General features: G+C 67.9%; 31 protein-coding genes. 8 read left to right on the top strand and 23 right to left on the bottom strand.

Annotated features, from left to right (window positions below; all coding sequences use genetic code 11):
• Nucleotides 1-78: 78 nt before the first annotated feature.
• On the bottom strand, nt 79-1,530 hold the full coding sequence (locus F6W70_RS03155) for a helix-turn-helix domain-containing protein (protein ID WP_055874108.1): 1,452 nt from the start codon (nt 1,528-1,530) through the stop codon (nt 79-81).
• A gap of 133 nt (nt 1,531-1,663) precedes the next feature.
• On the opposite strand from F6W70_RS03155, the gene aceA reads away from it, so the two are divergent.
• From aceA to F6W70_RS03140, 3 genes are all read left to right on the top strand, one after another.
• On the top strand, nt 1,664-2,989 hold the full coding sequence (gene aceA / locus F6W70_RS03150; protein WP_017829168.1) for an isocitrate lyase: 1,326 nt from the start codon (nt 1,664-1,666) through the stop codon (nt 2,987-2,989).
• A 144-nt stretch (nt 2,990-3,133) separates the two neighbouring features.
• Nucleotides 3,134-4,780 carry a malate synthase A gene (gene aceB / locus F6W70_RS03145; RefSeq protein WP_151485886.1) on the top strand — a complete coding sequence of 549 codons (1,647 nt, stop codon included), beginning with the start codon at nt 3,134-3,136 and terminating at the stop codon, nt 4,778-4,780.
• A gap of 95 nt (nt 4,781-4,875) precedes the next feature.
• Nucleotides 4,876-5,307, top strand: a complete 432-nt coding sequence (locus F6W70_RS03140) for a hypothetical protein (protein ID WP_151485885.1) — start codon at nt 4,876-4,878, stop codon at nt 5,305-5,307.
• Nucleotides 5,308-5,326: 19 nt separating this feature from the next.
• Here the strand turns inward: F6W70_RS03140 and F6W70_RS03135 are convergent, their stop codons facing one another.
• The gene (locus F6W70_RS03135) at nt 5,327-5,845 is read right to left on the bottom strand and encodes an Lrp/AsnC family transcriptional regulator (RefSeq protein WP_017829172.1); all 519 of its coding nucleotides are present in this window, start codon (nt 5,843-5,845) and stop codon (nt 5,327-5,329) included.
• A gap of 103 nt (nt 5,846-5,948) precedes the next feature.
• Between F6W70_RS03135 and ald the strand changes: the two genes are divergently transcribed.
• The 3 genes from ald to F6W70_RS03120 all read left to right on the top strand — a co-directional run bounded on the left by ald (nt 5,949) and on the right by F6W70_RS03120 (nt 8,848).
• A complete protein-coding gene (gene ald / locus F6W70_RS03130) occupies nt 5,949-7,043 on the top strand; it encodes an alanine dehydrogenase (RefSeq protein WP_151485884.1) in 1,095 nt (364 codons plus the stop codon).
• A gap of 81 nt (nt 7,044-7,124) precedes the next feature.
• Nucleotides 7,125-8,324 (top strand): pyridoxal phosphate-dependent aminotransferase, encoded by a 1,200-nt coding sequence (locus F6W70_RS03125; protein WP_127482915.1) that lies wholly within the window; start codon nt 7,125-7,127, stop codon nt 8,322-8,324.
• A 125-nt stretch (nt 8,325-8,449) separates the two neighbouring features.
• Nucleotides 8,450-8,848 (top strand): hypothetical protein, encoded by a 399-nt coding sequence (locus F6W70_RS03120; protein ID WP_151485883.1) that lies wholly within the window; start codon nt 8,450-8,452, stop codon nt 8,846-8,848.
• On the opposite strand, the gene F6W70_RS03115 is transcribed toward F6W70_RS03120, so the two are convergent.
• Genes F6W70_RS03115 through F6W70_RS03080 form a run of 8 tightly spaced genes read right to left on the bottom strand, consistent with a single transcriptional unit; the run spans nt 8,806 to nt 15,302 of the window.
• Complete coding sequence (locus F6W70_RS03115) at nt 8,806-9,207, bottom strand: VOC family protein (protein ID WP_127482917.1); 402 nt, start codon at nt 9,205-9,207, stop codon at nt 8,806-8,808. The two genes, F6W70_RS03120 and F6W70_RS03115, sit on opposite strands and share 43 nt — an antisense overlap.
• A 46-nt stretch (nt 9,208-9,253) precedes the next feature.
• Nucleotides 9,254-10,387, bottom strand: coding sequence for a UDP-N-acetylmuramate dehydrogenase (locus tag F6W70_RS03110; RefSeq protein ID WP_055874125.1), 1,134 nt, complete (start codon nt 10,385-10,387; stop codon nt 9,254-9,256).
• Between the two features lie 13 nt (nt 10,388-10,400).
• Nucleotides 10,401-10,799 carry a MaoC/PaaZ C-terminal domain-containing protein gene (locus F6W70_RS03105; RefSeq protein ID WP_055874127.1) on the bottom strand — a complete coding sequence of 133 codons (399 nt, stop codon included), beginning with the start codon at nt 10,797-10,799 and terminating at the stop codon, nt 10,401-10,403.
• Nucleotides 10,799-11,269, bottom strand: coding sequence for an FAS1-like dehydratase domain-containing protein (locus F6W70_RS03100; RefSeq protein ID WP_055874130.1), 471 nt, complete (start codon nt 11,267-11,269; stop codon nt 10,799-10,801). Before F6W70_RS03100 ends, F6W70_RS03105 begins: the two co-directional genes overlap by 1 nt.
• Before the next feature lie 28 nt (nt 11,270-11,297).
• Nucleotides 11,298-12,095: a sulfite exporter TauE/SafE family protein gene (locus tag F6W70_RS03095; RefSeq protein ID WP_055874133.1), complete on the bottom strand. Its 798-nt coding sequence runs from the start codon at nt 12,093-12,095 to the stop codon at nt 11,298-11,300.
• Nucleotides 12,096-12,146: 51 nt separating this feature from the next.
• Nucleotides 12,147-13,694, bottom strand: a complete 1,548-nt coding sequence (locus F6W70_RS03090; protein WP_151485882.1) for a tripartite tricarboxylate transporter permease — start codon at nt 13,692-13,694, stop codon at nt 12,147-12,149.
• Nucleotides 13,694-14,263, bottom strand: coding sequence for a tripartite tricarboxylate transporter TctB family protein (locus F6W70_RS03085; protein ID WP_318278783.1), 570 nt, complete (start codon nt 14,261-14,263; stop codon nt 13,694-13,696). Before F6W70_RS03085 ends, F6W70_RS03090 begins: the two co-directional genes overlap by 1 nt.
• Before the next feature lies 1 nt (nt 14,264).
• Nucleotides 14,265-15,302, bottom strand: a complete 1,038-nt coding sequence (locus F6W70_RS03080) for a Bug family tripartite tricarboxylate transporter substrate binding protein (protein ID WP_017829184.1) — start codon at nt 15,300-15,302, stop codon at nt 14,265-14,267.
• Nucleotides 15,303-15,464: 162 nt separating this feature from the next.
• Here F6W70_RS03080 and F6W70_RS03075 point away from each other — a divergent pair, with 162 nt between their 5' ends.
• Both F6W70_RS03075 and F6W70_RS03070 read left to right on the top strand, forming a co-directional pair.
• A complete protein-coding gene (locus tag F6W70_RS03075) occupies nt 15,465-16,685 on the top strand; it encodes a PAS domain-containing protein (protein ID WP_151485881.1) in 1,221 nt (406 codons plus the stop codon).
• A gap of 92 nt (nt 16,686-16,777) precedes the next feature.
• Nucleotides 16,778-18,352 (top strand): AMP-binding protein, encoded by a 1,575-nt coding sequence (locus F6W70_RS03070; protein ID WP_151485880.1) that lies wholly within the window; start codon nt 16,778-16,780, stop codon nt 18,350-18,352.
• Between the two features lie 71 nt (nt 18,353-18,423).
• Here the strand turns inward: F6W70_RS03070 and rplQ are convergent, their stop codons facing one another.
• The 13 genes from rplQ to rpsE all read right to left on the bottom strand — a co-directional run bounded on the left by rplQ (nt 18,424) and on the right by rpsE (nt 26,804).
• The gene (gene rplQ / locus F6W70_RS03065; protein ID WP_151485879.1) at nt 18,424-18,969 is read right to left on the bottom strand and encodes a 50S ribosomal protein L17; all 546 of its coding nucleotides are present in this window, start codon (nt 18,967-18,969) and stop codon (nt 18,424-18,426) included.
• 33 nt (nt 18,970-19,002) lie between these two features.
• Entirely contained in the window at nt 19,003-19,992 is a 990-nt protein-coding gene (locus F6W70_RS03060; protein WP_017829188.1) for a DNA-directed RNA polymerase subunit alpha, read from the bottom strand.
• Nucleotides 19,993-20,126: 134 nt separating this feature from the next.
• Nucleotides 20,127-20,525: a 30S ribosomal protein S11 gene (gene rpsK, locus F6W70_RS03055; RefSeq protein ID WP_017829189.1), complete on the bottom strand. Its 399-nt coding sequence runs from the start codon at nt 20,523-20,525 to the stop codon at nt 20,127-20,129.
• Nucleotides 20,526-20,556: 31 nt separating this feature from the next.
• A complete protein-coding gene (rpsM, locus tag F6W70_RS03050; RefSeq protein WP_017829190.1) occupies nt 20,557-20,931 on the bottom strand; it encodes a 30S ribosomal protein S13 in 375 nt (124 codons plus the stop codon).
• Between the two features lie 179 nt (nt 20,932-21,110).
• Nucleotides 21,111-21,227: a 50S ribosomal protein L36 gene (rpmJ, locus tag F6W70_RS03045; RefSeq protein ID WP_005050492.1), complete on the bottom strand. Its 117-nt coding sequence runs from the start codon at nt 21,225-21,227 to the stop codon at nt 21,111-21,113.
• A 64-nt stretch (nt 21,228-21,291) separates the two neighbouring features.
• Nucleotides 21,292-21,513 carry a translation initiation factor IF-1 gene (infA, locus tag F6W70_RS03040; protein ID WP_017201569.1) on the bottom strand — a complete coding sequence of 74 codons (222 nt, stop codon included), beginning with the start codon at nt 21,511-21,513 and terminating at the stop codon, nt 21,292-21,294.
• Nucleotides 21,514-21,677: 164 nt separating this feature from the next.
• Nucleotides 21,678-22,346 (bottom strand): DsbA family protein, encoded by a 669-nt coding sequence (locus tag F6W70_RS03035; protein ID WP_017829191.1) that lies wholly within the window; start codon nt 22,344-22,346, stop codon nt 21,678-21,680.
• A complete protein-coding gene (gene map, locus F6W70_RS03030; protein ID WP_151485878.1) occupies nt 22,346-23,197 on the bottom strand; it encodes a type I methionyl aminopeptidase in 852 nt (283 codons plus the stop codon). The genes F6W70_RS03035 and map overlap by 1 nt, the downstream gene beginning before the upstream one ends.
• A gap of 1 nt (nt 23,198) precedes the next feature.
• Nucleotides 23,199-23,804: an adenylate kinase gene (locus tag F6W70_RS03025; protein ID WP_055865582.1), complete on the bottom strand. Its 606-nt coding sequence runs from the start codon at nt 23,802-23,804 to the stop codon at nt 23,199-23,201.
• Nucleotides 23,801-25,123, bottom strand: coding sequence for a preprotein translocase subunit SecY (secY, locus tag F6W70_RS03020; RefSeq protein ID WP_017829194.1), 1,323 nt, complete (start codon nt 25,121-25,123; stop codon nt 23,801-23,803). The genes F6W70_RS03025 and secY overlap by 4 nt, the downstream gene beginning before the upstream one ends.
• Before the next feature lie 183 nt (nt 25,124-25,306).
• Entirely contained in the window at nt 25,307-25,942 is a 636-nt protein-coding gene (gene rplO, locus F6W70_RS03015) for a 50S ribosomal protein L15 (RefSeq protein WP_017829195.1), read from the bottom strand.
• A complete protein-coding gene (gene rpmD / locus F6W70_RS03010) occupies nt 25,942-26,127 on the bottom strand; it encodes a 50S ribosomal protein L30 (protein ID WP_017201575.1) in 186 nt (61 codons plus the stop codon). Before rpmD ends, rplO begins: the two co-directional genes overlap by 1 nt.
• On the bottom strand, nt 26,127-26,804 hold the full coding sequence (gene rpsE / locus F6W70_RS03005; protein WP_017829196.1) for a 30S ribosomal protein S5: 678 nt from the start codon (nt 26,802-26,804) through the stop codon (nt 26,127-26,129). The genes rpmD and rpsE overlap by 1 nt, the downstream gene beginning before the upstream one ends.
• Nucleotides 26,805-26,818: the final 14 nt, after the last annotated feature.

The raw sequence follows: 26,818 nt of genomic DNA, 5'->3' as shown, positions 1-26,818 counted from the left end.
GATGAAAGTAACATAGTCAAGATTGACTAAGCAAGATCAAACTAACTTTTGACGAACGGCGGGAGCGGGCTCCCGCACTCAGCGAGGGGCGTGCGCCTCCAGGAACTCGTACACGTCGGTCGTGTCGACGCCGGGGAAGGCCCCGGTCGGCAGTGTCGCCAGCAGCGTGCGCGGCGTCTTCACGTTAGGCCAGGAGTTCTCGCGCCAGCGGTCCTCCAGGTCGGCGGGTGCCCGCCGGCAGCACACCTCGACCGAGTGCTTCGAGACGCCGCGGTGCGAGGTGTCTCGCCCTACGAACCACTTCGTGTCGTCGAAGCGCACCCCGACGCTAACCGAGTGCAGCCCCTCGCTCGAGGACTCGACCCGCGCCGTGCACCAGTACGTGCCGTTGCCGGTGTCGGTGTACTGGTAGTACGGGTTGAAGCGGTCATCCTCATCGAACACCACGCGCGAGGTCCACCGGCGACAGCACATCTGGCCTTCGATGGCCCCGAGGCGGTCGGTCGGGAAGTTCACGTCGTCGTTCTCGTACGCCTTGGTGATCGTGCCCGACTCGTGCACCTTGAGGAAGTGCACGGGGATGTCGAGGTGTCGTGTGGCGAGGTTCGTGAAGCGGTGCGCCGCCGTCTCGTACGACACCGAGTACGCATCGCGCAGGTCCTCGATCGAGATCGCCTTGCGCTGCTTGGCGTCCATCAGGGCGGGGACGACATGCGCCTCCGGGATGAGGAGGGCACCGGTGAGGTAGTTGGTCTCCACGCGCTGGCGCAGGAACTCGGCATAGCTGCGTGGTTCGGAGTGTCCGAGGATGCGGCTCGAGAGCGCCTGCAGCACCGCGGTGCGGGCATCGCCCTTCGCTGGCACGCTGCTCGACAGGTAGAGCCGGCCGTTCGCGAGGTCCGCGACACTGCGCGTGGTCTGCGGCAGGTCGGGGGCGTAGTGCAGGGTGAAGCCCAGATGCGCCGCGATCTCGGACGCCGTGCGCTGCGTCAGAGGACCGCCCGGATGGCCGACCGCGGCCAGGATCTCGGCGGCCTTCGCCTCGAGATCGGCGAAGTGGTTGTCCTGTCGCCGCATGAGGTGCCGCAGCTCGACGTTGGCCCGCCTCGCCTCCTCCGGCGTCGCGGCCCGCTCATCCTTGAGCCGATCGATCTCGCCGTGCAGGGCGAGCAGGGCCTTCAGAGCGTCCGTCGGCAGGCTCTTCGCGATACGGAACGGCTCGATGCCCAGCGCCTGGAACGTCTGGCCCTTCATCGCCCGCTCGAGGGCGATCTCGACCGCGCTGCGCTCATCGAGCGGCTCACCTTCCAGCAGCGCATCGATCGTGACCCCGAGCACGCGGGCGATCGCCTGCAGCTGCGTGAGCTTGGGCTCGCGCTTGCCGGTCTCGATCATCGACATCTGACTGGGCGCCCGATCGACGGCGGAGGCCAGGTCGTCGAGGGTCATCCCCTTCGCCGTACGGAGCTGGCGGATGCGCCGGCCGATCGTGAGGGCGTCGGTCTCTTCTGCAGCGTCGATGGTGCTCATGCGGCCGATTCTGTCACAGAAACAGAATTTCGTCTGATCTTCTCTCCTAGATCGGTCATTGGGGCTTCCGAACTTCACGCACAGTGGAACCACGCCACACCGGCACAGCCGCCGGATCCACCGAGGAGACACCATGACGAACACCGCCCACACCCCGACGCCCCGCCCCGCCGGTCTGCGAGCCGGCGACCAGGTTCAGACGGCCGCCGAGCTCCAGGAGATCTGGGACACCGACCCGCGCTGGGACGGCGTCGAGCGCACCTACTCGGCAGAAGACGTCATCCGCATCCGCGGCTCGGTCCGCGAAGAGGCCACGCTCGCCCACCGCGGCGCCGACAACCTCTGGAACCTCCTGCACACCGAGGACTACGTCCGGGCGCTCGGCGCGTACACCGGGGGCCAGGCCGTGCAGCAGGTGCGGGCGGGACTGAAGGCCATCTATCTCTCCGGATGGCAGGTCGCCGCCGACGGCAACCTCGCCGGTCAGACGTACCCTGACCAGTCGCTGTACCCCGCCAACTCCGTGCCGGCCGTCGTGCGTCGCATCAACAACGCCCTCATCCGCCAGGACCAGCTGGAGCACGCCGAAGGCGAGACCACACAGGACTGGCTCGCCCCGATCGTCGCCGACGCGGAGGCCGGTTTCGGCGGACCGCTGAACGCCTACGAGCTCGCGCAGTCGCTCATCCAGTCCGGTGCCGCGGGCATCCACTGGGAAGACCAGCTGGCCAGCGAGAAGAAGTGCGGCCACCTCGGCGGCAAGGTGCTCGTGCCCACGCAGCAGCACATCCGCACCCTGAACGCCGCTCGCCTCGCGGCCGACGTGGCGGGAGTGCCGACCGTCATCATCGCCCGCACGGATGCCCTCGCCGCCGACCTGCTCACCAGCGACGTCGACGAGCGGGACCAGCAGTTCACCACCGGCGAGCGCACCACGGAAGGGTTCTACCGGATCCGCCCGGGCATCGAGTCGGTCATCAGCCGCGGACTCGCCTTCGCCCCCTACGCGGACCTGCTGTGGGTCGAGACGGGAGAGCCGGACATCGAGCTCGCTCGCAACTTCGCCGCGGCGATCCACGCCGAGTTCCCCGGCAAGCTCCTGGCCTACAACTGCTCGCCGAGCTTCAACTGGAAGAAGCACCTGTCGGACGCCGAGATCGCGACGTTCCAGCAGGAGCTGGCCGACCTGGGCTACAAGTTCCAGTTCATCACCCTGGCCGGCTTCCACGCCCTGAACTACTCGATGTTCGACCTCGCCCGCGGCTACGCCGATCGCGCCATGAGCGCCTATGTCGAGCTGCAGGAAGCCGAGTTCGCCGCGGAAGCAGACGGGTACACCGCCACCAAGCACCAGCGCGAGGCGGGCACCGGCTACTTCGACGTCATCTCCACCGCGCTCAACCCCGACAGCGCGACGCTCGCCCTCGCCGGCTCCACCGAAGCCGCGCAGTTCCACTGATCCCCACTTTCTCGTCCCCGTCTCGCCGACACCCATCGGCGCCGTCGAGACCCACCGCCGCGATCGCCTGCAGCGATGGGTCTCGACGACCACCGTGGGTCTCGACGGAGCCGAAGGGGACCACCACGCAAAGGACTCACGATCATGACCACTCCCACCACCACGGCTCCGATCCAGACGACCCAGCAGGGTCCCGCGATCGAGGTCACCGGCCCCCTCCGTGACCGCTACGAGGAGATCCTGACCCCGTCGGCGCTCGCCTTCCTCACCGAGCTGCACCACCGATTCGCCGCGCGTCGCCACGACCGTCTGGCCGACCGGATGCGTCGCCGCTTCGAGATCGGCAACGGACACGACCCCCAGTTCCGCGACGACACGGCACACATCCGTGAGGATCGGGACTGGCGGGTGGCCGGCGCCGGCCCCGGACTCGAGGACCGTCGCGTCGAGATCACCGGGCCGACCGACCCGAAGATGACGATCAATGCGCTGAACTCCGGCGCGCGGGTGTGGCTCGCCGACCAGGAGGATGCCACGAGCCCCACCTGGAAGAACGTGATCGAGGGGCAGCTGTCTCTGCGCGATGCGATCCGCGGCGAGCTGTCGTTCACCTCGCCGGAAGGCAAGGAATACCGCGTCACGGCGGAGCGCACGCCCACGATCGTGATGCGCCCTCGCGGTTGGCACCTGCCCGAGAAGCACATCGCCTTCATCGACCGCGCCGGTCGTCGCACGTCGGCATCGGGATCGCTGGTCGACTTCGGCCTCTACTTCCTGCACAACGCACAGGCGCTGATCGACAGCGGGCGCGGGCCGTACTTCTACATCGCCAAGATCGAATCGAGCGAGGAGGCGAAGCTGTGGGACGACGTCTTCTCGTTCAGCGAGGAGTACATCGGCATCCCGCACGGCACGATCCGCGCGACCGTGCTGATCGAGACCCTGCCGGCCGCCTTCGAGATGGACGAGATCCTCTACGAGCTGCGCGACCACTGCGCGGGACTGAACGCCGGCCGCTGGGACTACATCTTCTCGATCATCAAGAACTACCGCGGCCGCGGGGCGCGCTTCGTGCTCCCCGACCGCAGCGAGGTCACGATGACGGTGCCGTTCATGCGGGCGTACACCGACCTGCTCGTGCAGACCTGCCACAAGCGGGGCGCCTTCGCGATCGGCGGCATGAGCGCGTTCATCCCGAACCGGCGCGACCCCGAGGTGACGGCGCGCGCGATCGAGAAGGTCACCGCCGACAAGAAGCGCGAGGCCGGCGACGGCTTCGACGGCACCTGGGTGGCGCACCCCGACCTGATCCCCACCGCCCAGGCGGAGTTCGACGCCGTGCTGGGCGACCGCCCCAACCAGGTCGACCGGCAGCGCGACGATGTTCACGTCGAGGCCCGCGACCTGCTCGACCTACACATCGGTCGACCGATCACCGCGCAGGGAGTACGGGACAACGTGTCCGTCGCCATCCGCTACCTGGAGGCCTGGCTGCGCGGACTCGGCGCCGTGGCGATCGACAACCTGATGGAGGATGCCGCGACCGCCGAGATCAGCCGCTCGCAGGTGTGGCAGTGGATCCACCAGGACCGCACCACGCAGGACGGCACCCCCATCACGGCTGAGTACGTCGAGGATCTGATCACCCAGGTGCTCGCACAGGCGACGCGCACCCACGGCGACAGGTACGACGACGCGGCGGAGATCTTCCGTGAGGTCGCCCTGCGGGAGGAGTTCCCCACGTTCCTCACGCTGGGCGCCTACAGCCGGTTCCTGGTCGACGAGGACTGAGCGCGCGAAGGAGCCCTCGGGCCGCGGCCGACGCCGTGACCGAGGGCTCTTTCGTGTGCGGAGCCGGTGCCACCGCACGGGCGTAGCCTGGGGGCATGACCGACGTCTGGGCGGATATCTCCTCCGAGTTCCTGCACTTCTACCCGCGCGGCCGGCGCCTGCTCGCGGTGGCCGGGGCGAATGCCGAGCGCTCGCGGCATTCGGCCGACGATCTCCTGTCCGCGCTGACGGCATCGGGGCAGCAGGTCGTCCGCGAGCACTCGCCGGACGGCGACGAGGCCGAACTCCGCGCCGCGGTCACCGCGTTCCGCGAGGGTCCGAAGAGCGACGACATCCTGCTCGTCTCGGGGCCGTCCGCTCTGCTCGGCGAGCGCGCCAGAGGCATGTGGAACTACGCGGTGTGGCAGTTGTCGGGCGATGAGCCGCCGCACACCGTCGCGGGTTCGATCGTCGATGTGACCGACCCCGCGCATCCGGCACGTCGGTTCGCCGACTACTGCGCGCTGCCCTCCTCCTACGGCGCCTGACCCGCGGCGACTCCCCGCCTCAGCGGAACGAAGCGGCCACCGAGTTGCGGTGGTAGTCGAACACGATGCTCGTGCGGGTCGAGGCGACACTGCTCTGTGCCGAGAGGTGCTCGAGCACGAATTCGCGCATCTCGGATGAGTCGGCGACCGCGATGTGCAGCAGGAAGTCGTCGTCGCCGCCGAGGAAGAACAGCTGGATCACCGGAGGCAGCACGCGCACGCGATCCGCGAACTCGACGATGCTCTCCCGCCGTCCGCTCGGACGCAGCGTGACGCCGATGATCGCCTGGAGCCCTGCGCCCAGCATCCGCTCGTCCACACTCGCGTGGAAACCCGTGATCACGCCGCGGTCCACGAGGGCGCGCAGCCGGGTGTGCGCCGTCGAGGGCGCGACGCCGAGACGTGCGGCGAGCTCGGCATTCGTCATACGCCCGTCGGCCGTGAGCAGCTGCACGATCCTGGCATCGATCGCATCCAGGGCCGGTGCCCGAACGGTGTTCGGCTCCGGGGCCTGTGAGGTCGTCTCCATACGAAGCATTATTCAGGATTTCCGCGTCATGCGAATCATCTTCACCGATTCTGTTGTTCTGTCGATGTTTCTGCGATCCTGGGTGCCGCACCGCATCACACCTGGAGGATCAATGAAGATCGGCGTCCCCACCGAGGTCAAGAACAACGAGAACCGCGTCTCCCTCACCCCCGCCGGCGCCGACCGCCTGGTGCGCGAGGGCCACCGAGTGCTCGTGCAGTCCGGCGCCGGGCTCGGCTCGCGCATCACAGACGACGACTACCGCGCGGCCGGCGCCGAGATCGTGGCGACCGCCGCCGAAGCGTGGGGTGAGGCCGACCTGGTCATCAAGGTCAAGGAGCCGATCGCCCAGGAGTACGGCTTCCTGCGCGACGACCTCACCCTCTTCACCTACCTGCACCTCGCCGCCGACCGTGCGCTCACCACCGCGCTCGTCGAGGCGGGAACCACCGCCGTCGCCTACGAGACGGTGCAGCTGCCCGACCGCAGTCTGCCGCTGCTCGTGCCGATGAGCGAGATCGCCGGGCGCCTCTCGGTCACCATGGGCTCGTACTCGCTGCTGCGCTCGCAGGGCGGTCGCGGCATGCTGCTCGGCGGCATCGCCGGCACGCCGCGCGCCAAGACCGTCGTGATCGGCGGCGGTGTCGCGGGAGAGCACGCCGCGGCGAACGCGCTCGGGCTCGGCTCGAAGGTGACGGTGATCGACGTCGCCCTGCCGCGCCTGCGCGAGCTCGAGCACCGCTACGGCGGCGCCCTCGAGACGCGCGCGTCGAGCCGCTACGACATCGCCGAGGAGCTCAAGACCGCCGACCTCGTGATCGGCTCCGTGCTGATCCCGGGAGCTGCGGCCCCCAAGCTCGTGACCGACGACATGGTCGCCGCTATGAAGCCGGGCTCCGTGCTCGTCGACATCGCCATCGACCAGGGCGGATGCTTCGAGGGCTCGCGCCCCACGACCCACGACGACCCCACGTTCGCGGTGCACGACTCCATCTACTACTGCGTCGCGAACATGCCGGGCGCGGTTCCCGAGACGGCGACCCGTGCCCTGACCAACGCGACCCTCCCCTATGTCTCGGCGATCGCCGGGAAGGGCTGGGAGCTCGCGGCGTCCGAAGACGCGGCACTGGCTGCGGGTCTGAACGTGCAGGGCGGGCGCATCACGCTCGCGGCCGTCGCGCAGGCTCACGGTCTCGACGCCGGCTGACCTTCCGAACCCGAAAGAACCTCGGATCTTGGCGGCATCCCACACCTCACCTGCCGCATCGACCCGAGTACGCTCGTAATCGTGACCGAACGCGCTCCTCTCTCCCGCAAGCTGTCCGCCATCGCCGAGTCCGCGACCCTCAAGGTCGACGCCAAGGCCAAGGCCCTCAAGGCCGAAGGCAAGGACGTCATCTCGTACGCCGCCGGCGAGCCCGACTTCGCGACGCCGCAGTTCATCGTGGATGCGGCGGCCGAGGCTCTGGCCGATCCCGCCAGCTACCGGTACACGCCGGCCCCGGGTCTTCCGGCGCTGCGCGAGGCTATCGCCGCGAAGACGCTGCGCGACTCCGGCCTCGAGGTCTCCCCCAGCCAGGTCATCGTCACCAACGGCGGTAAGCAGTCCGTCTACCAGGCCTTCCAGGCGGTGGTGAACCCCGGCGACGAGGTGCTGCTGCCCGCGCCGTACTGGACCACCTATCCCGAGGCCATCCGCCTCGCCGACGGCACCCCGGTCGAGGTCTTCGCGGGCGCCGACCAGGAGTACAAGGTCACGGTCGAGCAGCTCGAGGCCGCCCGCACCGCCCGCACCACCGCCCTCGTGTTCGTCTCGCCGTCGAACCCCACCGGCTCCGTCTACACCGCCGAGGAGACCAAGGCCATCGGCGAGTGGGCGCTGGAGCACGGCATCTGGATCATCAGCGACGAGATCTACCAGAACCTCACGTACGAGGGCGTCAAGGCCACCTCGATCGTCGAGGCCGTCCCCGAGGTCGCCGGTCAGACCATCCTGGTCAACGGCGTCGCGAAGACCTACGCCATGACCGGCTGGCGCGTGGGCTGGATGGTCGGCCCCGCCGACGCCATCAAGATCGCCGGCAACCTGCAGTCGCACCTCACCAGCAATGTGAACAACGTCGCCCAGAAGGCGGCGATCGCCGCCCTCACCGGTCCGCAGGACGAGGCCGAGAAGATGCGCCAGGCGTTCGACCGCCGCCGCCAGCTCATCGTCTCGGAGCTGTCGAAGATCGACGGCCTCGTGGTCCCGAACCCGCTCGGCGCGTTCTACGTGTACCCCGACGTGCAGGGCCTGCTCGGCCGCACCTGGGGCGGCGTGACGCCGACCACCTCGCTCGAGCTCGCCGACCTCATCCTCGACCAGGCCGAGGTCGCTGTCGTCCCCGGTGAGGCCTTCGGCCCGTCCGGCTACATCCGCATGTCGTACGCGCTCGGCGACGAGCAGCTGCTCGAGGGCGTCCAGCGCCTGCAGCGTCTGTTCGCCTGACCGGCTGCACCTCTGCCGAGACCCATCGTGCGCACCGAGACCCACTCCCCCGGTCACCGACGAGAGTGGGTCTCGGCGTCGACGATGGGTCTCGACGCGCCTGGGAGAAGCAGGAGGAAGAGTGGATGCCAGTGACTCTGCGGGTGGCCTTCACCATCCTGAGCACGGTGACCGTGCTGGTCTTCTTCCTCTCCCTCGTCGTCGCTCCCTTCATGTGGTACTGGGGAGGAGGGTGGCTGAGCGTGCTCCCCTTCGTACCGGTGGTCGTCTACGCGACCATCACGGTGCTCGTGATGAGACGGAAATCCTGGGCCAGATACACGACCCTGCTGTTTCCGCTCCCGCTCGCGCTCTACGTTCCGGCGGCAGCGGCCCCGATCTGGGAGTTCTGGGCCGGCCTCGCGACCCTCGCACTCACCAGCGCGGCGGTCGTGTTGATCTTCCTGCCCTCGTCTCGTGCCTACTTCGACGGGAAGCAGGTTCAGTCCTCGGGCTGGAAGCCGATCAACCAGCGGATGCCGTAGCGGTCGATGAGCGTGCCGTCGTAGTCACCCCACGTACGCTTCTGCAGCGCATCGATCACGCGTCCGTCGGCCGCGAGCGTGTCGTACCAGCCGGTCAGAGTCAGCGCGTCGGCCGTGCCGAGGAGCGAGAGGAACATACCGCCCATCTGCACAGCGTCGTCGTCGGCACCGGCATCCGCACCGGCGAGCTCGACCAGTCCGCTCAGCTGCCCGTGCGCGATCGCATCGCCCGGCCCGTCGTGCCGGCCCGCGGTGGCGTAGTCGAGCAGCTGCAGGTCGCCGCCGAACACCGACTGGTAGTGACGCAGCGCTTCTGCGGCGTTGCCGGGGAACAGCAGGTACGGGATCAGTCCGCTCATGCCGCGAGTGTAGCCCCGCCGTCCGCCGCGGCTGCCGAGCAACGCTCTACAGGTCGACGCCGACGAGCACCGGTTCCGGCTGCAGCACGAGGCCGAATTCGGCGTGCACCCTGCTCTGGATGAACCGTGCCAGCTCGGCGACCTCGCCGGCGGTCGCGCCGCCGCGGTTGGTCAGCGCGAGCGCGTGCTTGGTCGACACCGATGCTCGTGAGCGCGGAAGCTTGAACCCCTTGCGGATACCCGCCTGCTCGATGAGCCAGGCCGCGCTCACCTTGACGTCGGAGACGGTCGCGGGCTTCGACGTCGGAACCATTCCGTCGTACGAGGCGAGCGGGATCACGGTCACCGCATCGAGGTCGGGGGCGACCGGCCAGCGCGGGCACTCCGTGGGCAGCGCCCTGGCCACCGCCGCCGTCACGATCGCGTTCTGGAAGAAGGAGCCGACGCCATGCGTGTCGGGGTCGTCCGCGTCGAGCAGCATCCCCTTCGACGCCCGGGTCGCGAGGATGCGCTCGCGCACCCACCCCAGCGGAACGGGCGTCTCATCGGTCAGGCCCAGCGCCCGACGCAGCTGCTCGCCGCGCACCACGCGCTCACCCGCGATGAGCAGGTCGACGGTCACGGAGAGGATCACGGCACGGCGCAGCGGCACACTCCCGTGGTGGTGCTTGAGCACCGAGGTGCGGAAGCCGAGTCCGAGCTCGGCGGCGGGAACCGTCGAGATCTCTCCGGTCGACTCGTCGATCAGCTCGACCTCGACCAGCGTCTCCTGGATCTCCTGCCCGTAGGCGCCGATGTTCTGCACGGGGGCGGCGCCTACCGTGCCGGGGATCCCGCTCATCGCCTCGAGGCCCGCGTAGCCGTGGGCGACGGCATAGGCGACCAGGTCGTCCCAGCCGTGTCCGGCCTGCGCGCGCAGACGGATGCGTCCCTGATGCGGTGACGGCAGCTCTTCGATGCCTTCGGTGCGGACGCGGATGACGGTGCCCTCGAAAGGCTCGTCGCCCACGAAGAGGTTGGAGCCGCCGCCGAGCACGAACCACTCGTCACCGCGCGCCCACGTCTCGCGCAGGGCTTCGACCAGGCCGGCGGTCGTCGTCGCCTCGAACATCTGCTCCGGCGCCGCACCCGTGCGCAGCGTGGTCAGCTCCGCGAGTCGGACCGGCTCGATCTCCCGCATCACAGCGCCCTCATCAGACGGCGACGCGCAGCTGCGCCTTGACGAGCACGGTGGTCTCGCCGAACGTGACCTTGAGGTCGATGCGCGCGGCCTCGTCGTCGACAGCACCGACGGTGGCGACGACGGTGATGTCAGCGCCCTCGACGGGGTCGACGACGACGGGCTTGGTGAAGCGCACGCCGTAGTCGAGGATGCGGGTGGCCGGGTCGAGCGCCGCGACGACGACCGACGAGGCGATGCCCATCGTGAGCATGCCGTGCGCGAGCACGCCGGGCAGTCCCACGGACGCTGCCACGTCATCGCGGTAGTGGATCGGGTTGAAGTCTCCGGATGCCCCCGCGTAACGCACGAGCGATTCGCGGGTGAGGTGCACGGTGCGCTCAGCGAGCACGTCTCCGACGGTGTAGCCCATCAGGCCGCCTCTCCTTCATCCGCACTCGGCTCGGCACCGACCAGCAGCACGCTGGTGGCGGTGACGACATGGGCACCCGCGGGATCGGTGATCTCGGCCTCGCTGGTGATCATCGCGTTGCCGCCCATCATGCGGATGCCGGTGACGCGCAGCTGCGCGGTGAGCTCGTCGCCCGCGACGATGGGGCGCGTGTAGGCGAAGCGCTGCTCGGCGTGGATGGTGCGCGCCAGCACGATGCCGGAGTCCTCCTGCCCCAGCAGCTGCTGGAGCGTGAGGTCCTGGATGACCATCGCGAAGGTCGGGGGCGCCACGACGTCGGAGAAGCCGGCCGCGCGGGCCGCCTTGACGTCGGTGTGCTGAGGAGCGTCGGCGAAGACGGCACGAGCGAACTCGCGCACCTTCTCGCGGCCGACGAGGTACGGGGCCGTCGGCGGGAACTCCCGGCCGACCAGTTCTTGGTTCACTGCCACCCCTCGATCCTACCGAGGCAGGCGGAGCTCAGCCGCGCTTGCGGCCCCTGATCGCCTTGATCGCCATCTGCACCGCGATCACGACCAGGTATGCCGCGAACAGCATGTTGCCCAGCGTCGGGTCGACGATCGTGGCCAGCCACGCGCCGAGCGCGGTCGTCGTACAGGCCGAGACGCCGATGATCAGCGCCGCGAGCAGGTCGACGTTGCGGTTGCGGAGGTTGCCCACCGTGCCGGAGATCGCGGTGGGGATCATCATCAGCAGCGAGGTGCCCTTGGCGACCAGGTCGCTCGTACCGAAGGCCAGCATCAGCACGGGTACGACGATCACTCCACCGCCGACGCCGATCAGCCCCGCGAGGATTCCGGTGCCGATTCCCACGCCGACGAGGGCGATGCCGGTCAGCCAGGAGAGTTCGAACGCGGCGTCGCGCGAGGGGATCACCAGGAAGAGGCTGACGATCACGACGACCAGGAAGCCGACGAAACCCCACCGCAACGCCGTCTGCGAGATGCGCGGCAGAAGCCGTGTGCCGATCTGCGCGCCCACCACGGCACCCGCCGCGAGGATGATCGCGGGCACCCAGGCCACCGAACCGGTCGTGGCGTAGGAGATGACGCCGACGCTCGCCGTGGGCACGATCGCCGCGAGCGAGGTCCCGGCCGCGAGGCGCTGATCGAAGTGCAGCAGGAGCACCAGCAGCGGGACGATGACCGTGCCACCGCCCACGCCGAAGAGTCCGGAGAGGAGGCCGGCGAGAAGGCCGATACCGATGAACGCCGCGTAGGCACGAGGCCCACGTGCGGGGGCCTGTACGTCATTCACCGGATCAGCCTACTCGCGGCCGCCTCCCCTCCCGTACCCGCCGTCTCGAACTCAGACCTCGGAGTCCGCCTTCATCGGCAGCGCGATCGACGCGGTCAGCGCCTGCTCGTACCGACGCTGGCGACGCCGCAGCCACAGTCCGCCGACGATCAGCAGCGCGAGCACGCCGTAGGCGATCGCGGCGAACGGCTGCATGACCAGCGTGCTCAGGTCCCCCTGGCTCAGCTGCAGCGCCTTGCGCAGCTGCTCCTCGGCCATCGGCCCCAGGATCATCCCGACCACCAGCGGTGCCACCGGGTATCCGTACCTGCGCATGAAGTACCCGAGGACACCGACGATCAGCAGGATCACGATGTCCGTCGGCGAGCTGTGCAGCGCATACGCCCCGAACACCGCGAACAGCAGGATGCCGGCGTAGAGGTACGGCCGCGGGATCTGCAGCAGCTTCACCCACATGCCCGCGAGCGGCAGGTTCAGCACGATCAGGATCACGTTGCCGATGTAGAGGCTCGCGATGAGCGCCCACACCAGGTTCGACTGGCTCTCGAACAGCAGCGGCCCCGGCTGGATGCCGTACGACTGGAACGCCGTGAGGATGATCGCCGCGGTCGCCGTCGTCGGCAGGCCGAGCGTGAGCAGAGGCACCAGCACGCCGGCGGCGGCGGCGTTGTTGGCCGACTCCGGACCGGCGACCCCTTCGATCGCGCCACGTCCGAACTCGTCGCGGTGCTTCGACAGCTTGCGCTCGGTCGCATAGGACAGGAATGTGGCCACGTCGGCGCCGCCCGCCGGGATCGTGCCGATCGGGAAGCCGATCGCCGTGCCCCGCAGCCAGGGCTTCCATGACCTCCGCCAATCGGCCTTGGTCATCCAGGAGCGCCACCCGCGTGTCACGGGGATCACGTCGACGCCGCCGTGCCGCAACCGGGCGGCGATGTAGAACGTCTCCCCGACCGCGAACAGCCCGACGGCCACCAGGACGATGTCGACGCCGTCGGACAACGCGGGAAGCCCCAGCGTGTAGCGCTGCTGTCCGGAGAGCCAGTCGGTGCCGACGAGACCGAGGAACAACCCGACGCCGAGCGAGAGCATCCCGCGCGAGATCGAGCTGCCGATCAGCGCGCCGACCGTGATGAACGCGATCACGATGAGGGCGACGTAGTCCGCCGGTCCCAGGTTCACCGCGAACTGCGCGAGCAGCGGAGCCAGCAGCGTCAGCCCCAGCGTCGCCAGGGTGCCGGCGATGAAGGACCCGATGGCCGCGGTGGCGAGCGCGGCGGCACCGCGCCCCATCCTGGCCATCTTGTTGCCCTCGATCGCCGTGACTATCGAGGCCGACTCCCCCGGTGTGTTCAGGAGGATGCTCGTCGTCGAGCCGCCGTACATGCCCCCGTAGTAGATGCCCGCGAAGGTGATCAGCGCGGCGGCGGGATCGAGCGTGTAGGTGAGGGGAAGCAGCAGCGCCACCGTCATGGCGGGGCCGATGCCCGGGAGCACTCCCACCGCGGTGCCGACGAAGACGCCGAGGAAGGCGAACGCGAGGTACTGCGGCTGCAGCGCGGTCGCGAAACCCTCCAGGAGCAGGGTCCAACTGTCCATCAGAACATCCTTCCGAGCCAGCCGAGAGCGGGACCCCAGGGCAGCGACAGGCCGAGCAGACCGCCGAAGACGACCTGGATCACGAGCGCGACCGCGATCCCGATGAGGAAGGCCATCCACCAGCGCTTGGCGGCGAGCGACCACGCGACCCCGCCGAACAGCAGGGCGGCCGCGGGCGCCCATCCGAGCGGCTCGATCAGGAGCAGGTGGGCGACGACGAGACCCGCCAGCTTGGCGAGGGTGACCCAGTCGGTCGGCAGGCTCTCATCGATGTCCTGCGCCTCCTCCGCACCGCCGCGTTCGCCGCGCAGCACCCCGATCAGGACCGCGACCGCGGAGGCGAGCAGGATGACGGAGACGAAGATCGGGAAGACCGTCGGGCCGGCTTTCATGCCGACGGGGACGTGGATCAGGAAGATGCCGACGACGGCGAAGACGCCGAGCGCGACCATGATTCCGGCGAACACGAGTTCGCCGATGGGGACGGAGGAAGTGCGGCGTGCGGGTCGACCGCCGTGGTCGACCCGCACCCCCTGCTCCCCGGTCCCCGACGATGCGGGGACCGTCATGTCACTGCACCAGGCCGATGTTCTTCAGCGTCGCGGTGACCTCTTCGATGTTCCCGGTGAGGAACTCGTCGAAGTCCGCACCGACCAGGAACGCGTCGGTCCATCCCTTGGTCTCCAGCTGCTCGGTCCATGCCTCCGACTCGTGGAGCTCGGTGATCACACGGACCAGCTCGTCCTTCTCTCCGTCCGAGATCCCACCGGGGGCGATCACCCCGCGCCAGTTCGTCAGGACGACGTCGTAGCCTTCCTCCGTGATGGTCGGGACGTCGGGGAGCTGCGACACCGGCTCCTCGCTCGACACCGCCAGCGCCTTCAGCGCGCCGCTCTCGATGTGCTGGGCGAACTCGCCCACACCCGAGATGCCCGCGGAGACCTTCCCGCCGATGAGCAGCGGAACCGCCTCACCGCCGCCGGAGTTCGGGGTGTAGTTCAGCTTCTCGGCGATCTCCGCACCGTCCAGCCCTGCCTCCTCGAGCATGAGCCCGGCGAGGATGTGGTCGGCGCCTCCCGCGGACCCGCCCGTGACGGTGACCGACTGACCGTTGTCGACGATGTCCTCCACGAGGTCTTCGAGGGTGTCGTACTTCGAGTCCGCCGGCACGACGACGACGAGCGGCTCGTCCGTCAGGCGGGCGATCGGGGTGGTGTCCTCGATCCGCACCGCCGAGGCGTTGGTCTCGACTGCTCCGACCATGACCAGACCCATCACCATGAGGGTGTTCGGGTCCTTCTCGTTGGCGAGCTGAGCGAGGCCGACCGTGCCACCGGCGCCACCCACGTTGGTCACCGGGGCGGAGGCGACGAGGTCGTCCTGGGTGAGCACCTGCGACAGCGCTCGTCCGGTCTGGTCCCATCCCCCGCCGGGGTCGGCCGGGACGACGATCGAGACGTCGGTGATCGTAGCCGCTTCGGATTCCCCTCCGCCGTCGTCGGTCGCGGCACTGCCGCCGGCGCACGAGGTGAGGGCGAGGGCTGCGACCGCGGCCATTGCGGCCCACGTTCCGATGCGGGCGGGGGGTGCGATGCGTGCGTTCTTCATGTGCGCTCCTCCTTGAGCGTTGTGATGCTGTCGCTCCACCCTGGAGCGTGGGACACCCGCGGTGCGGCTTCGGAAACCATTGGTCGGAGTTTCGGAACTATTGGTCGCGAGCAGCGCTCTCCCGCGCTCGCACCGCACGCGGCGAGGGGCGACAATGAGCAGGTGGCCTCGAAGATGACGCTCCGCGTGCAGCTGCTCGTGCTGCAGGCGCTGATCGTGTTCCTGGTGACCCTTGCGACCGGCATCGTGGCCGGCGCGTTCCAGGAGCACGCCCTCCGTGACGCCTACAAGGACCGGATGCAGGCCGTGGCCCAGTCGATCGCAGCGCTTCCCACCGTGCATGCGGCCTTCGACGACGCCGAGCCTTCCGTCGCGATCCAGCCCATCGCCGAGGTCATCCGCGAGGCGTCCGACCTCGCCTATGTGGTCGTGGCCAACGACGACGGCATCCGCTACTCGCACCCGAATCCGGCGCGCATCGGCGAGAAGGTCTCCACCGACCCGTCGATCCCGCTCTCGGGCGAGGTCTACGTCGGCACGCAGACCGGCACGCTCGGCACCTCCTGGCGGGTCAAGGTGCCCATCCGCGACGACGAGGGCGCCGTGATCGGCACCGCATCCGTCGGCATCCTGGAGTCAGAGCTCAACGAGGAGTTCTCGGCGAACCTGGTGTGGCTGATCTCGGCGATGCTGGCCGCGGCCGTGCTCGGGGTGTTCGGATCCGCATGGGTGACCTCGATCATCCGGCGGCGCATCTACCGACTCGAGCCGCATCAGATCGCCGCCCTGGTGAAGAACCAGGAGACCACGCTGCACGGCCTCAGCGAAGGTGTGATCACGGTGGACGACGCCGGACGGATCACGCTCGTGAACGATGCCGCCGCCCGTTTCCTGGACAGGGACGCCGCCGACCTCGACGGCGAGCTCGCCGCCGAAGTGCTGGGCACGGAGCTTTCGACCGTGCTGCGGGAGGGCGAGTCCGCCGGTCGGCCGGTGATCGTGGGATCGCACGTACTCGTGGCTCGCAGCACCGGGAGCGAGGCCGACCGTGGAGGAATCGGGGCCACGCTCCTGCTACGCGATCACACCGAGCTGCATGATGTGGTGCGACGAGTCGAGGCGGCTGACGCGATCATCGCCTTCCGGCAACGCCTCGGACTCCCCAAGGGGCTCAGCGCCGAGACACTCGACCGTGTCTCTGCGGCGCTCGTCGCACGCCCCGACGCCTCGGCCACCGAGATCGGTGTGGACCTGGACATCTCCCGGGTCAGTGCCAGGCGCTACCTCGAGCACCTCGCCGCATCGGGAAGGGCGACGCGCGCGCTCGACTACGCGACCAAGGGTCGCCCGAGCACCCGATACCGCGCCAGCGACGCCGTCTGACCTGCACACAGCCCTGGGACGCAGTGCCATTCTGTGCGACACTGGATCGCATTCGACATCGACGTCAGCCTGCCCGGATCGAAGGAGATCGCATGGTTCGCAGTACCTATCCCGATGTGGAGATCCCCGAGGTCTCCATCCACGACTTCCTGTTCGGCGACCTCTCCGACGCCGAGCTCGACACCGTAGCACTCGTCGACGGGATGAGCGGGGCGACAACCACCTACCGGCAGCTCGTCGGGCAGATCGATCTGTTCGCCGGTGCCCTCGCGGCGCGCGGTGTCGGAGTGGGCACCACGGTCGGTGTGCTCTGCCCGAACGTCCCCGCGTTCGCCACCGTGTTCCACGGCATCCTTCGCGCGGGCGCCACGGCCACCACCATCAACTCGCTCTACACGGCAGACGAGATCGCGAACCAGCTCACCGATGCGGGCGCGACCTGGCTCGTGACCGTGTCGCCCTTGCTTCCCGGTGCGCAGGCCGCCGCCGAGAAGCTCGGATTCGATGCCGACCACGTCATCGTGCTTGACGGTGCCGAAGGCCACCCCTCCCTCCCGGCGCTTCTCGGTGAGGGGCGCCAGGCACCGGACGTGTCGTTCGACCCGTCGACGCATCTGGCCGTCCTCCCCTATTCCTCGGGAACGACAGGACGCCCCAAGGGCGTGATGCTCACCCACCGGAACCTGGTCGCCAACGTGTCCCAGTGCCAGCCGGTGCTCGGCGTCGATGCGAGCGATCGCGTGCTGGCCGTGCTGCCCTTCTTCCACATCTACGGCATGACGGTGCTGCTGAACTTCGCGCTGCGCCAGCGGGCCGGGCTCGTGACGATGCCGAGGTTCGACCTCCCCGAGTTCCTGCGCATCATCGCCGAGCACCGCACGAGCTGGGTCTTCGTCGCTCCTCCCATCGCCGTCGCCCTCGCGAAGCACCCCATCGTCGACCAGTACGACCTCTCGGCGGTGAAGGTCATCTTCTCCGGCGCCGCCCCTCTCGACGGCACGCTGGCATCCGCCGTCGCGAACCGCCTGGGCTGCATCGTCACCCAGGGCTACGGCATGACCGAGACCAGCCCCGCCGTGAACCTCATCTCCGAGGCGCGCACCGAGATCGACCGCTCGACCATCGGCCCGCTCGTACCGAACACCGAGGCGCGACTCGTCGACCCCGACTCGGGTGAAGACGTAGCGGTGCCCGCAGAGGGTGCGAGTGAGCCCGGCGAGCTGTGGGTGCGCGGACCGCAGGTGATGGTCGGCTACCTCAACCGCCCGGACGCCACGGCCGAGATGCTCGACGCCGACGGCTGGCTGCACACCGGCGATGTCGCCACCGTCACCCACGACGGCATCTACCGGATCGTCGACCGGCTCAAGGAACTCATCAAGTACAAGGGCTATCAGGTCGCGCCGGCCGTGCTCGAGGCGGTGCTGCTCGAGCACCCCGCCATCGCGGACGCCGCGGTGATCGGCGCGTTCGATGAAGACGGGCAGGAGGTACCCAAGGCCTTCGTCGTGCGACAGCCGGATGCCGATCTCGACGCCGACGCGGTCATGGCGCACGTCACCTCGCACGTCGCGCCGCACGAGAAGGTGCGGCAGGTGGAGTTCATCGACGTGATCCCGAAGTCGAGCTCGGGGAAGATCCTGCGCAAAGACCTTCGCGCCCGCTGAGAACACCGCCGGATACACGAAGGAGCCCGCCATCCCTTACGGGGTGGCGGGCTTCTTCGTGAGTGAAGTGCTTACTCGGACTTCTTCTCGACAGCGTCCTCGGCGGCAGCCTCGGCTGCTTCGCCCTCGGCCTGCGACTCGGCGCCGGCGTCGACGGTCTCCTCGGCGGGAGCCTCCTCGACGACCTCGGCCGGCTTCTCAGCCTTCTCGGCCTTGGGAGCGGCAGCAGCCTTCTTGGCCGACTTCGCCTTCGGGGTGACGGGCTCGAGAACGAGCTCGATCACGGCCATCGGAGCGTTGTCGCCCTTGCGGTTGCCGACCTTCGTGATGCGGGTGTAGCCACCCTCACGGTCAGCGACGAGCGGCGCGATCTCGGAGAACAGGACGTGCACGACTTCCTTGTCACCGATGACCGACAGCACGCGACGACGCGCGTGCAGGTCGCCACGCTTGGCGAAGGTGATCAGACGCTCGGCGAGCGGGCGAAGGCGCTTGGCCTTGGTCTCGGTCGTCTTGATCGACTTGTGGGTGTAGAGCGCCGCCGCGAGGTTGGCAAGCATCAGGCGCTCGTGTGCGGGGCCGCCTCCGAGGCGGGGACCCTTAGTGGGCTTGGGCATAATCGTCTAGCTCCTGGTCAGAAAGGTCGGGTATCAGAAGGACTCGTCTTCGCTGCCGCCGTAGAAGTGGGCGCCGTCGAAACCGGGCACCGAATCCTTGAGCGACAGACCGAGCGAGATGAGCTTGTCGCGCACCTCGTCGACCGACTTCTGGCCGAAATTGCGGATGTTCATGAGCTGCGTCTCCGACAGGGCGACGAGCTCAGAAACGGTGTTGATGCCCTCACGCTTCAGGCAGTTGTACGAGCGGACCGACAGGTCGAGGTCCTCGATCGGCATCGACAGCTCGCTGGAGTTCACTGCCTCCACCGGCGCCGGGCCGATCTCGATGCCCTCGGCCTCGACGTTCAGCTCGCGGGCGAGACCGAACAGCTCGGTGAGCGTCTTGGCAGCCGAAGCGACGGCGTCGCGGGGGCTGATCGCCGACTTGGTCTCGACGTCGAGGACGAGCTTGTCGAAGTCGGTGCGCTCCCCGGCACGGGTCGCGTCGACGCGGTAGCTGACCTTGAGGACCGGCGAGTAGATCGAGTCGATCGGAATCTGACCGGCCTCGGCGTACTCGTTGCGGTTCTGCGTCGCCGAGACGTAGCCACGGCCACGCTCGATCGTGAGCTCGAGCTCGAACTTCGCGGTCTCGTTGAGGGTCGCGATGACGAGCTCGGGGTTCTGGATCTCGACACCGGCCGGAGCCGAGATGTCAGCGGCGGTGACTTCGCCCGAACCGGTCTTGCGCAGGTACGCGGTGATGGGCTCATCGCGCTCCGACGAGACGACGAGCTGCTTGATGTTGAGGATGATCTCGGTGACATCCTCCTTCACGCCGGGGATGGTGCTGAACTCGTGCAGCACGCCGTCGATGCGAACGCTGGTGACAGCAGCACCGGGGATCGACGACAGCAGGCTGCGGCGCAGCGCGTTGCCGATCGTGTAACCGAAGCCAGGCTCCAGAGGCTCGATGATGAACCGGCTACGGTTCTCGACGATCTTTTCCTCGGTCAGTGTGGGACGCTGTGCAATAAGCACTCTGTGTTCCTTTCGATCACATGCCCGCTATATGACATGTGGTGGGGTGAGGTCTTGAGTTGTGGAAGTCGATGCCCGCACGCGGGCGTCGAGCCGCTCGGACCACAGAGGGACCGAGCGGCTCGACACGCGAATCAGACGCGGCGACGCTTCGGCGGACGGCAGCCGTTGTGCGCCTGCGGGGTGACGTCCTGGATCGAACCCACCTCGAGGCCGGCGGCCTGCAGCGAGCGGATCGCGGTCTCGCGGCCGGAGCCCGGACCCTTCACGAGGACGTCGACCTTCTTGACGCCGTGCTCCGCAGCCTGGCGGGCTGCCGACTCTGCAGCCATGCCGGCGGCGTACGGGGTCGACTTGCGGGAGCCCTTGAAGCCCACGCCACCCGACGATGCCCAGGCGATGACGGCGCCGGACGGGTCGGTGATCGAGACGATGGTGTTGTTGAACGTCGACTTGATGTGGGCCTGGCCCAGCGCGATGTTCTTCTTTTCCTTGCGGCGCGGCTTGCGCGCGGCGGCCTTGGGTGCAGCCATGAAAGTGTTCTCCTAGTCCCTGAGGCCGCGCTTAGCGGGCCTTCTTCTTGCCTGCGACGGTGCGCTTCGGGCCCTTGCGGGTACGGGCGTTGGTCTTGGTGCGCTGACCACGGACCGGGAGACCACGACGGTGGCGGATGCCCTCGTAGGAGCCGATCTCGACCTTGCGGCGGATGTCTGCTGCAACCTCGCGGCGCAGGTCACCCTCCACCTTGTAGTTGCCTTCGATGTGGTCGCGGAGGGCGATCAGCTGGTCGTCGCTGAGGTCCTTCACGCGGATGCTCTCGTCAATCTCCGTCGCCTTGAGGATCTCGACCGAGCGGGTACGGCCGACGCCGTAGATGTAGGTAAGGGCGATCACCACGCGCTTGTCGCGCGGGATGTCAACGCCGGCAAGACGTGCCATGCGGTTCTCCTGGGTGTTGTGGAGGTATGGAACAGGATCGGTGCCCGGGCCTCCGCCCGAGGTGTCCCCCGCTTGCGCGGGTTCTGATCCTGCCGTTGTGTGTTTTCAGTTGTGAGATGTGCGTGAGCGATGCCGCGCAGCTCGGGCCCGTCGAACGGATCGGCGGGCCCGCCGGGGACTCAGCCCTGGCGCTGCTTGTGACGCGGGTTGCTCTTGCAGATCACCATGACGCGGCCGTGACGGCGGATCACCTTGCAGTGATCGCAGATGGGCTTGACGCTGGGGTTGACCTTCATGATGTTTCCTGTTCGCTGTCTTCGTACCGCCCCGGACAGGGGCAGGCCGTTACTTCTCGACCGATCAGCGGTAGCGGTAGACGATACGGCCGCGGGTCAGGTCGTAGGGGCTGAGCTCCACGACCACACGGTCCTCGGGGATGATACGGATGTAGTTCTGCCGCATCTTGCCGGAGATCGTTGCAAGGACCTTGTGCCCGTTGCTGAGCTCAACGCGGAACATCGCGTTGGGCAGAGCCTCGGAGATCACGCCCTCGATCTCGATGACACCGTCTTTCTTAGCCATAGCCTCGCTGACGCTTCTGCAGATCGGTCGATCTGCGGTGGGTGGTTGGTTTGTGGTGCTGCACCGCCGGACACGCCGAATCAAGGCACAAAGCACCAAAGATCTATGTTAGACGCTCCGGAGCCATCCGGCAACTTGACCGCCAGAGGCGGGAAGCCGCCGGCTCAGCTGATCAGGTCGGTGAACTTCTTCAGGTCGGCCTGGTCCTGCAGGTTGAGGCGCGTGCCGTTGATGTCCACCGTCGGCGTACCGGCGATCTCGTGGGACTTCGCCTGCGCGGCACCGAACTTGCGGTACGTCTCGTCGGTGATGCAGGAGACCGCGTCATCCGCACCCACCTGGGTCGCGAAGCCGGCGAGCTGGTCGTTGGTCAGACCGGAGGAGTTCTCCGCGGGCTGGTTCTCGAACAGCGTCTTGGCGAAGTCGAGGTACAGCTCGGGGTTCGACTCGGCGACGCAGAACGCGGCACCGGCCGAGCGCGAGGAGAATTCCGTTCCCTGCGAGAAGCGGTCGAGGATCGCGATGGGGTGGTACTCGAGGGTGATGCGGCCATCGGCGGCCGCGGCCTCGAGCTGGGGGCCGAACTGGTCCTCGAAGGTCTTGCACACGGGGCACTGGAAGTCGACGAACACGGCGATGGTGTCTTCACCGTCGCCGAACGAGATCGCGCCGGTCTCCGGGTCGAAGGTGTCGTTCGCGGTGGGCGCCACGCCAGGCGACGTGGCCTGGTTGTTGAGGAACACCACGAGTCCACCGATCGCCACCAGCACTACGACGACGGCGATCGAGACGCCGATCGCGAACCAGTTGGTGTTGCTCTTCGCCGCTGCCATTACTTTCCGATCTCTCGAGGCTCGACCCCGAACGGGGCGAGTCCGGCTCTTCCACCATCGGGCGCAGTCAGCACCCAGATACCCCCATCATGCAGGGCGACGCTATGTTCCCAATGGGAGCCGTCCGTGCCGTCCACCGTCGTGACGGTCCAGTCGTCCTCTTCGATGAAGGTCGCATCCCCGCCGGCGGTGACCATCGGCTCGATGGCGAGCACGAGTCCGGGCTTCACGTCTTCGCCGCGGTCGGGGGTGCGGTAGTTGAAGACGCTGGGGGCCTCATGCATCTTGCGACCGATGCCGTGACCGACGTACTCGCGCAGGATCCCGTAAGGCTCGCCGGAGACCGCGGACGGCCCCTGTGCCTCGATGTAGTCCTGGATGGCCGCTCCGATCTCGTCGATCGACGATACGGACGCCATGGCCGCGATTCCCGCCCACAGAGAGCCTTCGGTGACGCGGGAGAGCTCTTCACGGCGTGCGACCAGCTCAGGCCGCTCCGGGTCCGGCACGACCACGGTGATCGCGCTGTCGCCGTTCCATCCGCGGAACTGCGCACCGCAGTCGACCGACACGACGTCGCCGGGCTGCAGCACCCGCTCCCCCGGGATGCCGTGGACGACCTGCTCGTTCACCGAGATGCAGGTGGTGTGGTGGTAGCCGCGCACCAGCTGGAAGTTCGACTCAGCGCCACGGGCGAGGATCGTGCGATTCGCCACCGTGTCGAGCTCGAGCGTGGTGACGCCGGCCTTGATCAGCGGGCGGACGGCATCCAGTGCCGCGGCCGTGATGAGCCCGGGCTCGACCATGGCTCGCAGCTGAGCCGGGGTCTTGTAGATCGACCGGCGGAACATCTCAGGAGGCGGAGGCCGCGAGACGCAGGCCGCGCGCCGTCAGCGCCTCGCCGATGCGCTCGGTGATCTCGTCGAGCGAACCCACACCGTCGATGCGGTCGACGATGCCCTTGGCGCCGTAGACCTCGAGGATCGGGGCGGTCTCGCGCTCGTAGATGTCGAGACGGTGACCGATGGCCTCCGGGGTGTCGTCGGAGCGGCCCTGCTCGGTCGCACGGAGCGTCAGACGCTGCAGGCTCTCCTCACGCGGCACGTCGAGGAGGATGACGGCGTCGAGCGCCTGCCCCCGCTCGGCGAGGAACGACTCGAGGTGGGCGACCTGCGCGGTGTTGCGCGGGTAGCCGTCGAGGAGGAACCCGTGAGCGGCGTCTTCCTGCGACAGGCGGTCGCGCACGATCTCGCTGGTCAGCTCATCCGGGACGAGGTCACCCTTGTCGAGGATCGCCGTGACCTGCTGGCCGAGGGGCGTCCCCTCCTTGATGTTCGCGCGGAAGATGTCGCCGGTCGAGACGACCGGGATGCCGTAGGACTCGGCGATGCGCACGCCCTGCGTGCCCTTGCCGGAGCCCTGCGGGCCGACGATGAGAAGACGTGCGGATGCTGTCATCGGAGGAGCCCTTCGTAGTGTCGCTGCTGCAGCTGCGCGTCGATCTGCTTGACCGTCTCGAGACCCACACCGACGATGATGAGGATCGACGCCCCACCGAACGGGAAGTTCTGGTTGGCGCCGACGGTGGCCAGAGCGATGAGCGGGATGAGCGCGATCAGACCGAGGTACAGCGAGCCCGGAAGCGTGATGCGGGTGAGCACGTAGTCGAGGTACTCGGCCGTCGGGCGGCCCGCACGGATGCCGGGGATGAACCCGCCGTACTTCTTCATGTTGTCCGCGACCTCGACCGGGTTGAACGTGATCGCCACGTAGAAGTACGTGAACCCGATGATCAGCAGGAAGTACGCGGCCATGTAGACCGGGCTGTTGCCCGTGGTGAAGTTCGTCGTGATCCAGGTCACCCAGGCGGCCGGAGTCGATCCGTCCTGCGGGGTGTTGAACTGCGCGATGAGTGCCGGGATGTACAGCAACGACGAGGCGAAGATCACGGGGATCACACCCGCCATGTTCACCTTGATCGGGATGTAGGTGTTCGTGCCCCCGTAGGTGCGCCGACCGACCATGCGCTTGGCGTACTGCACCGGGATGCGTCGCTGGGACTGCTCGACGAACACGACGAGCCCCATCACGATGATTCCGACCAGCAGAACGAGCAGGAAGACCTCGAAGCCCTTGCTCTCCCAGATCGTCCACATCGCGCCGGGGAACGTCGCGGCGATCGAGGTGAAGATGAGCAGCGACATGCCGTTGCCGATGCCGCGCTCGGTGACGAGCTCGGCGAACCACATGATCAGACCGGTACCGGCCGTCATCGCCATGATGATGAGCAGCTGTGCCCACCACACGTCGTTCGTGAGGAGCTGCTGGCAGGCCGCGAGATCGGTCGTGCCGAAGAGCTGGCCGCTGCGCGCCACCGTCACGAGAGTCGTCGACTGGAGCAGCGCGAGGGCGATGGTGAGGTAACGCGTGTACTGGGTCAGACGGGCCTGGCCGGCCTGTCCTTCCTTGTGCAGCGCCTCGAAGTGCGGGATGACCACGCGCAGGAGCTGCGTGATGATCGTCGCGGTGATGTACGGCATGACGCCGAGCGCGAAGATCGACAGCTGCAGCAGCGCGCCGCCGGAGAAGAGGTTGACCAGTCCGAGCAGGCCATCTGTGCCCGCGTTGGCGGCGAGACACTCTTCGACGTTCGGGAAGTTCACGAACGGCGCCGGCACGTTGGAACCGAGCCGGTAGATCGCAACGATGGCGAGAGTGAAACCGATCTTCCGACGCAGGTCGGGGGTGCGGAAGATCCGCGCGATGGCGCTAAACAAGGACGTTCCTCCTGAAAAGGTTGCCGATTCCCGAAGGACGGCTGAAAGACCAGGGTAACGCAAACCGGGCTTCCCGGAATTCGCCACCGATACCAGGCCCGCCGGATGCGGCCCCAGAGCGAGGTCTCGGAGTGTGAAACCACAAGAGGGGCCGGAGATTCTCCGGCCCCTCTTGCTGTGCGGTTACTTGACGGATCCGCCAGCCGCGACGATCTTCTGCTCGGCAGAACCCGAGACCTTGTCGACCGAAACGGTGAGCTTCACGGCGATGTCGCCGTTTCCGAGAACCTTGACCTTCTCGTTCTTGCGAACGGCACCCTTGGCGACCAGGTCGCCGATGGTGACATCGCCACCCTTCGGGTACAGCTCCGCGAGCTTCTCCAGGTTCACGACCTGGTACTCCACGCGGAACGGGTTCTTGAACCCGCGCAGCTTCGGGGTGCGCATGTGCAGAGGCATCTGCCCACCCTCGAAGCCGACGCGAACGGTGTTGCGCGCCTTGGTGCCCTTGGTTCCACGACCAGCGGTCTTGCCCTTGGAGCCCTCACCACGGCCGACGCGAGTCTTAGCGGTGTTGGATCCGGGGACAGGACGCAGGTGGTGCACCTTCAGCACGCCGGGGCGGGATGCCGGAGCATCCTTCGCAGGCGTTGCCTTCTTGGCAGCCGGCTTCTTGGCAGCGCCATCAGCCTTGGCGGCAGCGGCAGCGGTCTTGGCCGGAGCCTTCTTCGCAGCCGGCTTCTTCTCCGCGGCAGCCTTGGGAGCTGCAGCCTTCTTCGTGGCCTTCTCAGCCTCGACGGCCTCGTTCTTCTCAGCCATTAGTCGATCTCCTCAACCTTGACGAGGTGTGCGACGGTCTTGACGTAACCGCGCGTCTGCGCGTCGTCGGGGCGAACGGTGGTGTCACCGATCCGCTTCAGACCGAGGCTGCGCAGCGTGTCACGCTGGTTCTGCTTCTCGCTCACCTTGGACTTGATCTGCGTGACCTTCAGTCGCGCGGCCATCAGGCACCTACCTTCTGTGCGGCGATGGCCTCGGCCTCGGCGCGCACGAGACGCGCAGGGGCGACCTGGTCGAACTCGAGGCCACGACGTGCGGCGACCGCACGAGGCTCCTCGAGCTGCTTCAGGGCGGTGACCGTCGCGTGCACGATGTTGATCGTGTTCGACGAGCCGAGCGACTTCGACAGCACGTCGTGGATTCCGGCGCACTCGAGCACGGCGCGGACGGGACCACCGGCGATAACACCGGTACCGGCAGCGGCCGGACGGAGCAGGACCACACCAGCGGCGGCCTCACCCTGCACGGGGTGCGGGATGGTGCTGCCGACGCGCGGCACGCGGAAGAAGTTGCGCTTGGCCTCTTCGACACCCTTCGAGATCGCCAGAGGGACCTCGCGGGCCTTGCCGTAGCCGACACCGACCAGACCGTTGCCGTCACCGACGACCACGAGGGCGGTGAAGCTGAAGCGACGACCACCCTTCACGACCTTCGAGACGCGGTTGATGGTGACGACGCGCTCCAGGAACTGGTTGTCGCCACGGTCACGCGAGTTGCGGTCACGACCGCCACCCTGGTTGCGGTCACGACCGCCGCGGCGGCCATCACGCGAATCGCGAGCCGGCTCAGCCTGCGTGGTGCCGGCAGCCGTCTCGGAAGTGGCAGCAGCCGCTTCGGTCACTTCGTTCTCCTTGT

The organism is Microbacterium maritypicum (genome assembly GCF_008868125.1).
Lineage (GTDB): Bacteria > Actinomycetota > Actinomycetes > Actinomycetales > Microbacteriaceae > Microbacterium > Microbacterium maritypicum.
The sequence above is the reverse complement of the archived record's forward strand: the minus strand, read 5'-3'. Positions and strand labels throughout refer to the sequence as shown.

Excerpts from the sequence above, each read along its gene's own strand:
- F6W70_RS03155 (WP_055874108.1), bottom strand. The coding sequence starts at position 1,530 with ATGAGCACCATCGACGCTGCAGAAGAGACCGACGCCCTCACGATCGGC.
- aceA (WP_017829168.1), top strand. The coding sequence starts at position 1,664 with ATGACGAACACCGCCCACACCCCGACGCCCCGCCCCGCCGGTCTGCGA.
- aceB (WP_151485886.1), top strand. The coding sequence starts at position 3,134 with ATGACCACTCCCACCACCACGGCTCCGATCCAGACGACCCAGCAGGGT.
- F6W70_RS03140 (WP_151485885.1), top strand. The coding sequence starts at position 4,876 with ATGACCGACGTCTGGGCGGATATCTCCTCCGAGTTCCTGCACTTCTAC.
- F6W70_RS03135 (WP_017829172.1), bottom strand. The coding sequence starts at position 5,845 with ATGCTTCGTATGGAGACGACCTCACAGGCCCCGGAGCCGAACACCGTT.
- ald (WP_151485884.1), top strand. The coding sequence starts at position 5,949 with ATGAAGATCGGCGTCCCCACCGAGGTCAAGAACAACGAGAACCGCGTC.
- F6W70_RS03120 (WP_151485883.1), top strand. The coding sequence starts at position 8,450 with ATGCCAGTGACTCTGCGGGTGGCCTTCACCATCCTGAGCACGGTGACC.
- F6W70_RS03115 (WP_127482917.1), bottom strand. The coding sequence starts at position 9,207 with ATGAGCGGACTGATCCCGTACCTGCTGTTCCCCGGCAACGCCGCAGAA.
- F6W70_RS03110 (WP_055874125.1), bottom strand. The coding sequence starts at position 10,387 with ATGCGGGAGATCGAGCCGGTCCGACTCGCGGAGCTGACCACGCTGCGC.
- F6W70_RS03105 (WP_055874127.1), bottom strand. The coding sequence starts at position 10,799 with ATGGGCTACACCGTCGGAGACGTGCTCGCTGAGCGCACCGTGCACCTC.
- F6W70_RS03090 (WP_151485882.1), bottom strand. The coding sequence starts at position 13,694 with ATGGACAGTTGGACCCTGCTCCTGGAGGGTTTCGCGACCGCGCTGCAG.
- F6W70_RS03085 (WP_318278783.1), bottom strand. The coding sequence starts at position 14,263 with ATGACGGTCCCCGCATCGTCGGGGACCGGGGAGCAGGGGGTGCGGGTC.
- F6W70_RS03080 (WP_017829184.1), bottom strand. The coding sequence starts at position 15,302 with ATGAAGAACGCACGCATCGCACCCCCCGCCCGCATCGGAACGTGGGCC.
- F6W70_RS03070 (WP_151485880.1), top strand. The coding sequence starts at position 16,778 with ATGGTTCGCAGTACCTATCCCGATGTGGAGATCCCCGAGGTCTCCATC.
- rplQ (WP_151485879.1), bottom strand. The coding sequence starts at position 18,969 with ATGCCCAAGCCCACTAAGGGTCCCCGCCTCGGAGGCGGCCCCGCACAC.
- rpsK (WP_017829189.1), bottom strand. The coding sequence starts at position 20,525 with ATGGCTGCACCCAAGGCCGCCGCGCGCAAGCCGCGCCGCAAGGAAAAG.
- rpsM (WP_017829190.1), bottom strand. The coding sequence starts at position 20,931 with ATGGCACGTCTTGCCGGCGTTGACATCCCGCGCGACAAGCGCGTGGTG.
- rpmJ (WP_005050492.1), bottom strand. The coding sequence starts at position 21,227 with ATGAAGGTCAACCCCAGCGTCAAGCCCATCTGCGATCACTGCAAGGTG.
- infA (WP_017201569.1), bottom strand. The coding sequence starts at position 21,513 with ATGGCTAAGAAAGACGGTGTCATCGAGATCGAGGGCGTGATCTCCGAG.
- F6W70_RS03035 (WP_017829191.1), bottom strand. The coding sequence starts at position 22,346 with ATGGCAGCGGCGAAGAGCAACACCAACTGGTTCGCGATCGGCGTCTCG.
- map (WP_151485878.1), bottom strand. The coding sequence starts at position 23,197 with ATGTTCCGCCGGTCGATCTACAAGACCCCGGCTCAGCTGCGAGCCATG.
- F6W70_RS03025 (WP_055865582.1), bottom strand. The coding sequence starts at position 23,804 with ATGACAGCATCCGCACGTCTTCTCATCGTCGGCCCGCAGGGCTCCGGC.
- rplO (WP_017829195.1), bottom strand. The coding sequence starts at position 25,942 with ATGGCTGAGAAGAACGAGGCCGTCGAGGCTGAGAAGGCCACGAAGAAG.
- rpmD (WP_017201575.1), bottom strand. The coding sequence starts at position 26,127 with ATGGCCGCGCGACTGAAGGTCACGCAGATCAAGTCCAAGGTGAGCGAG.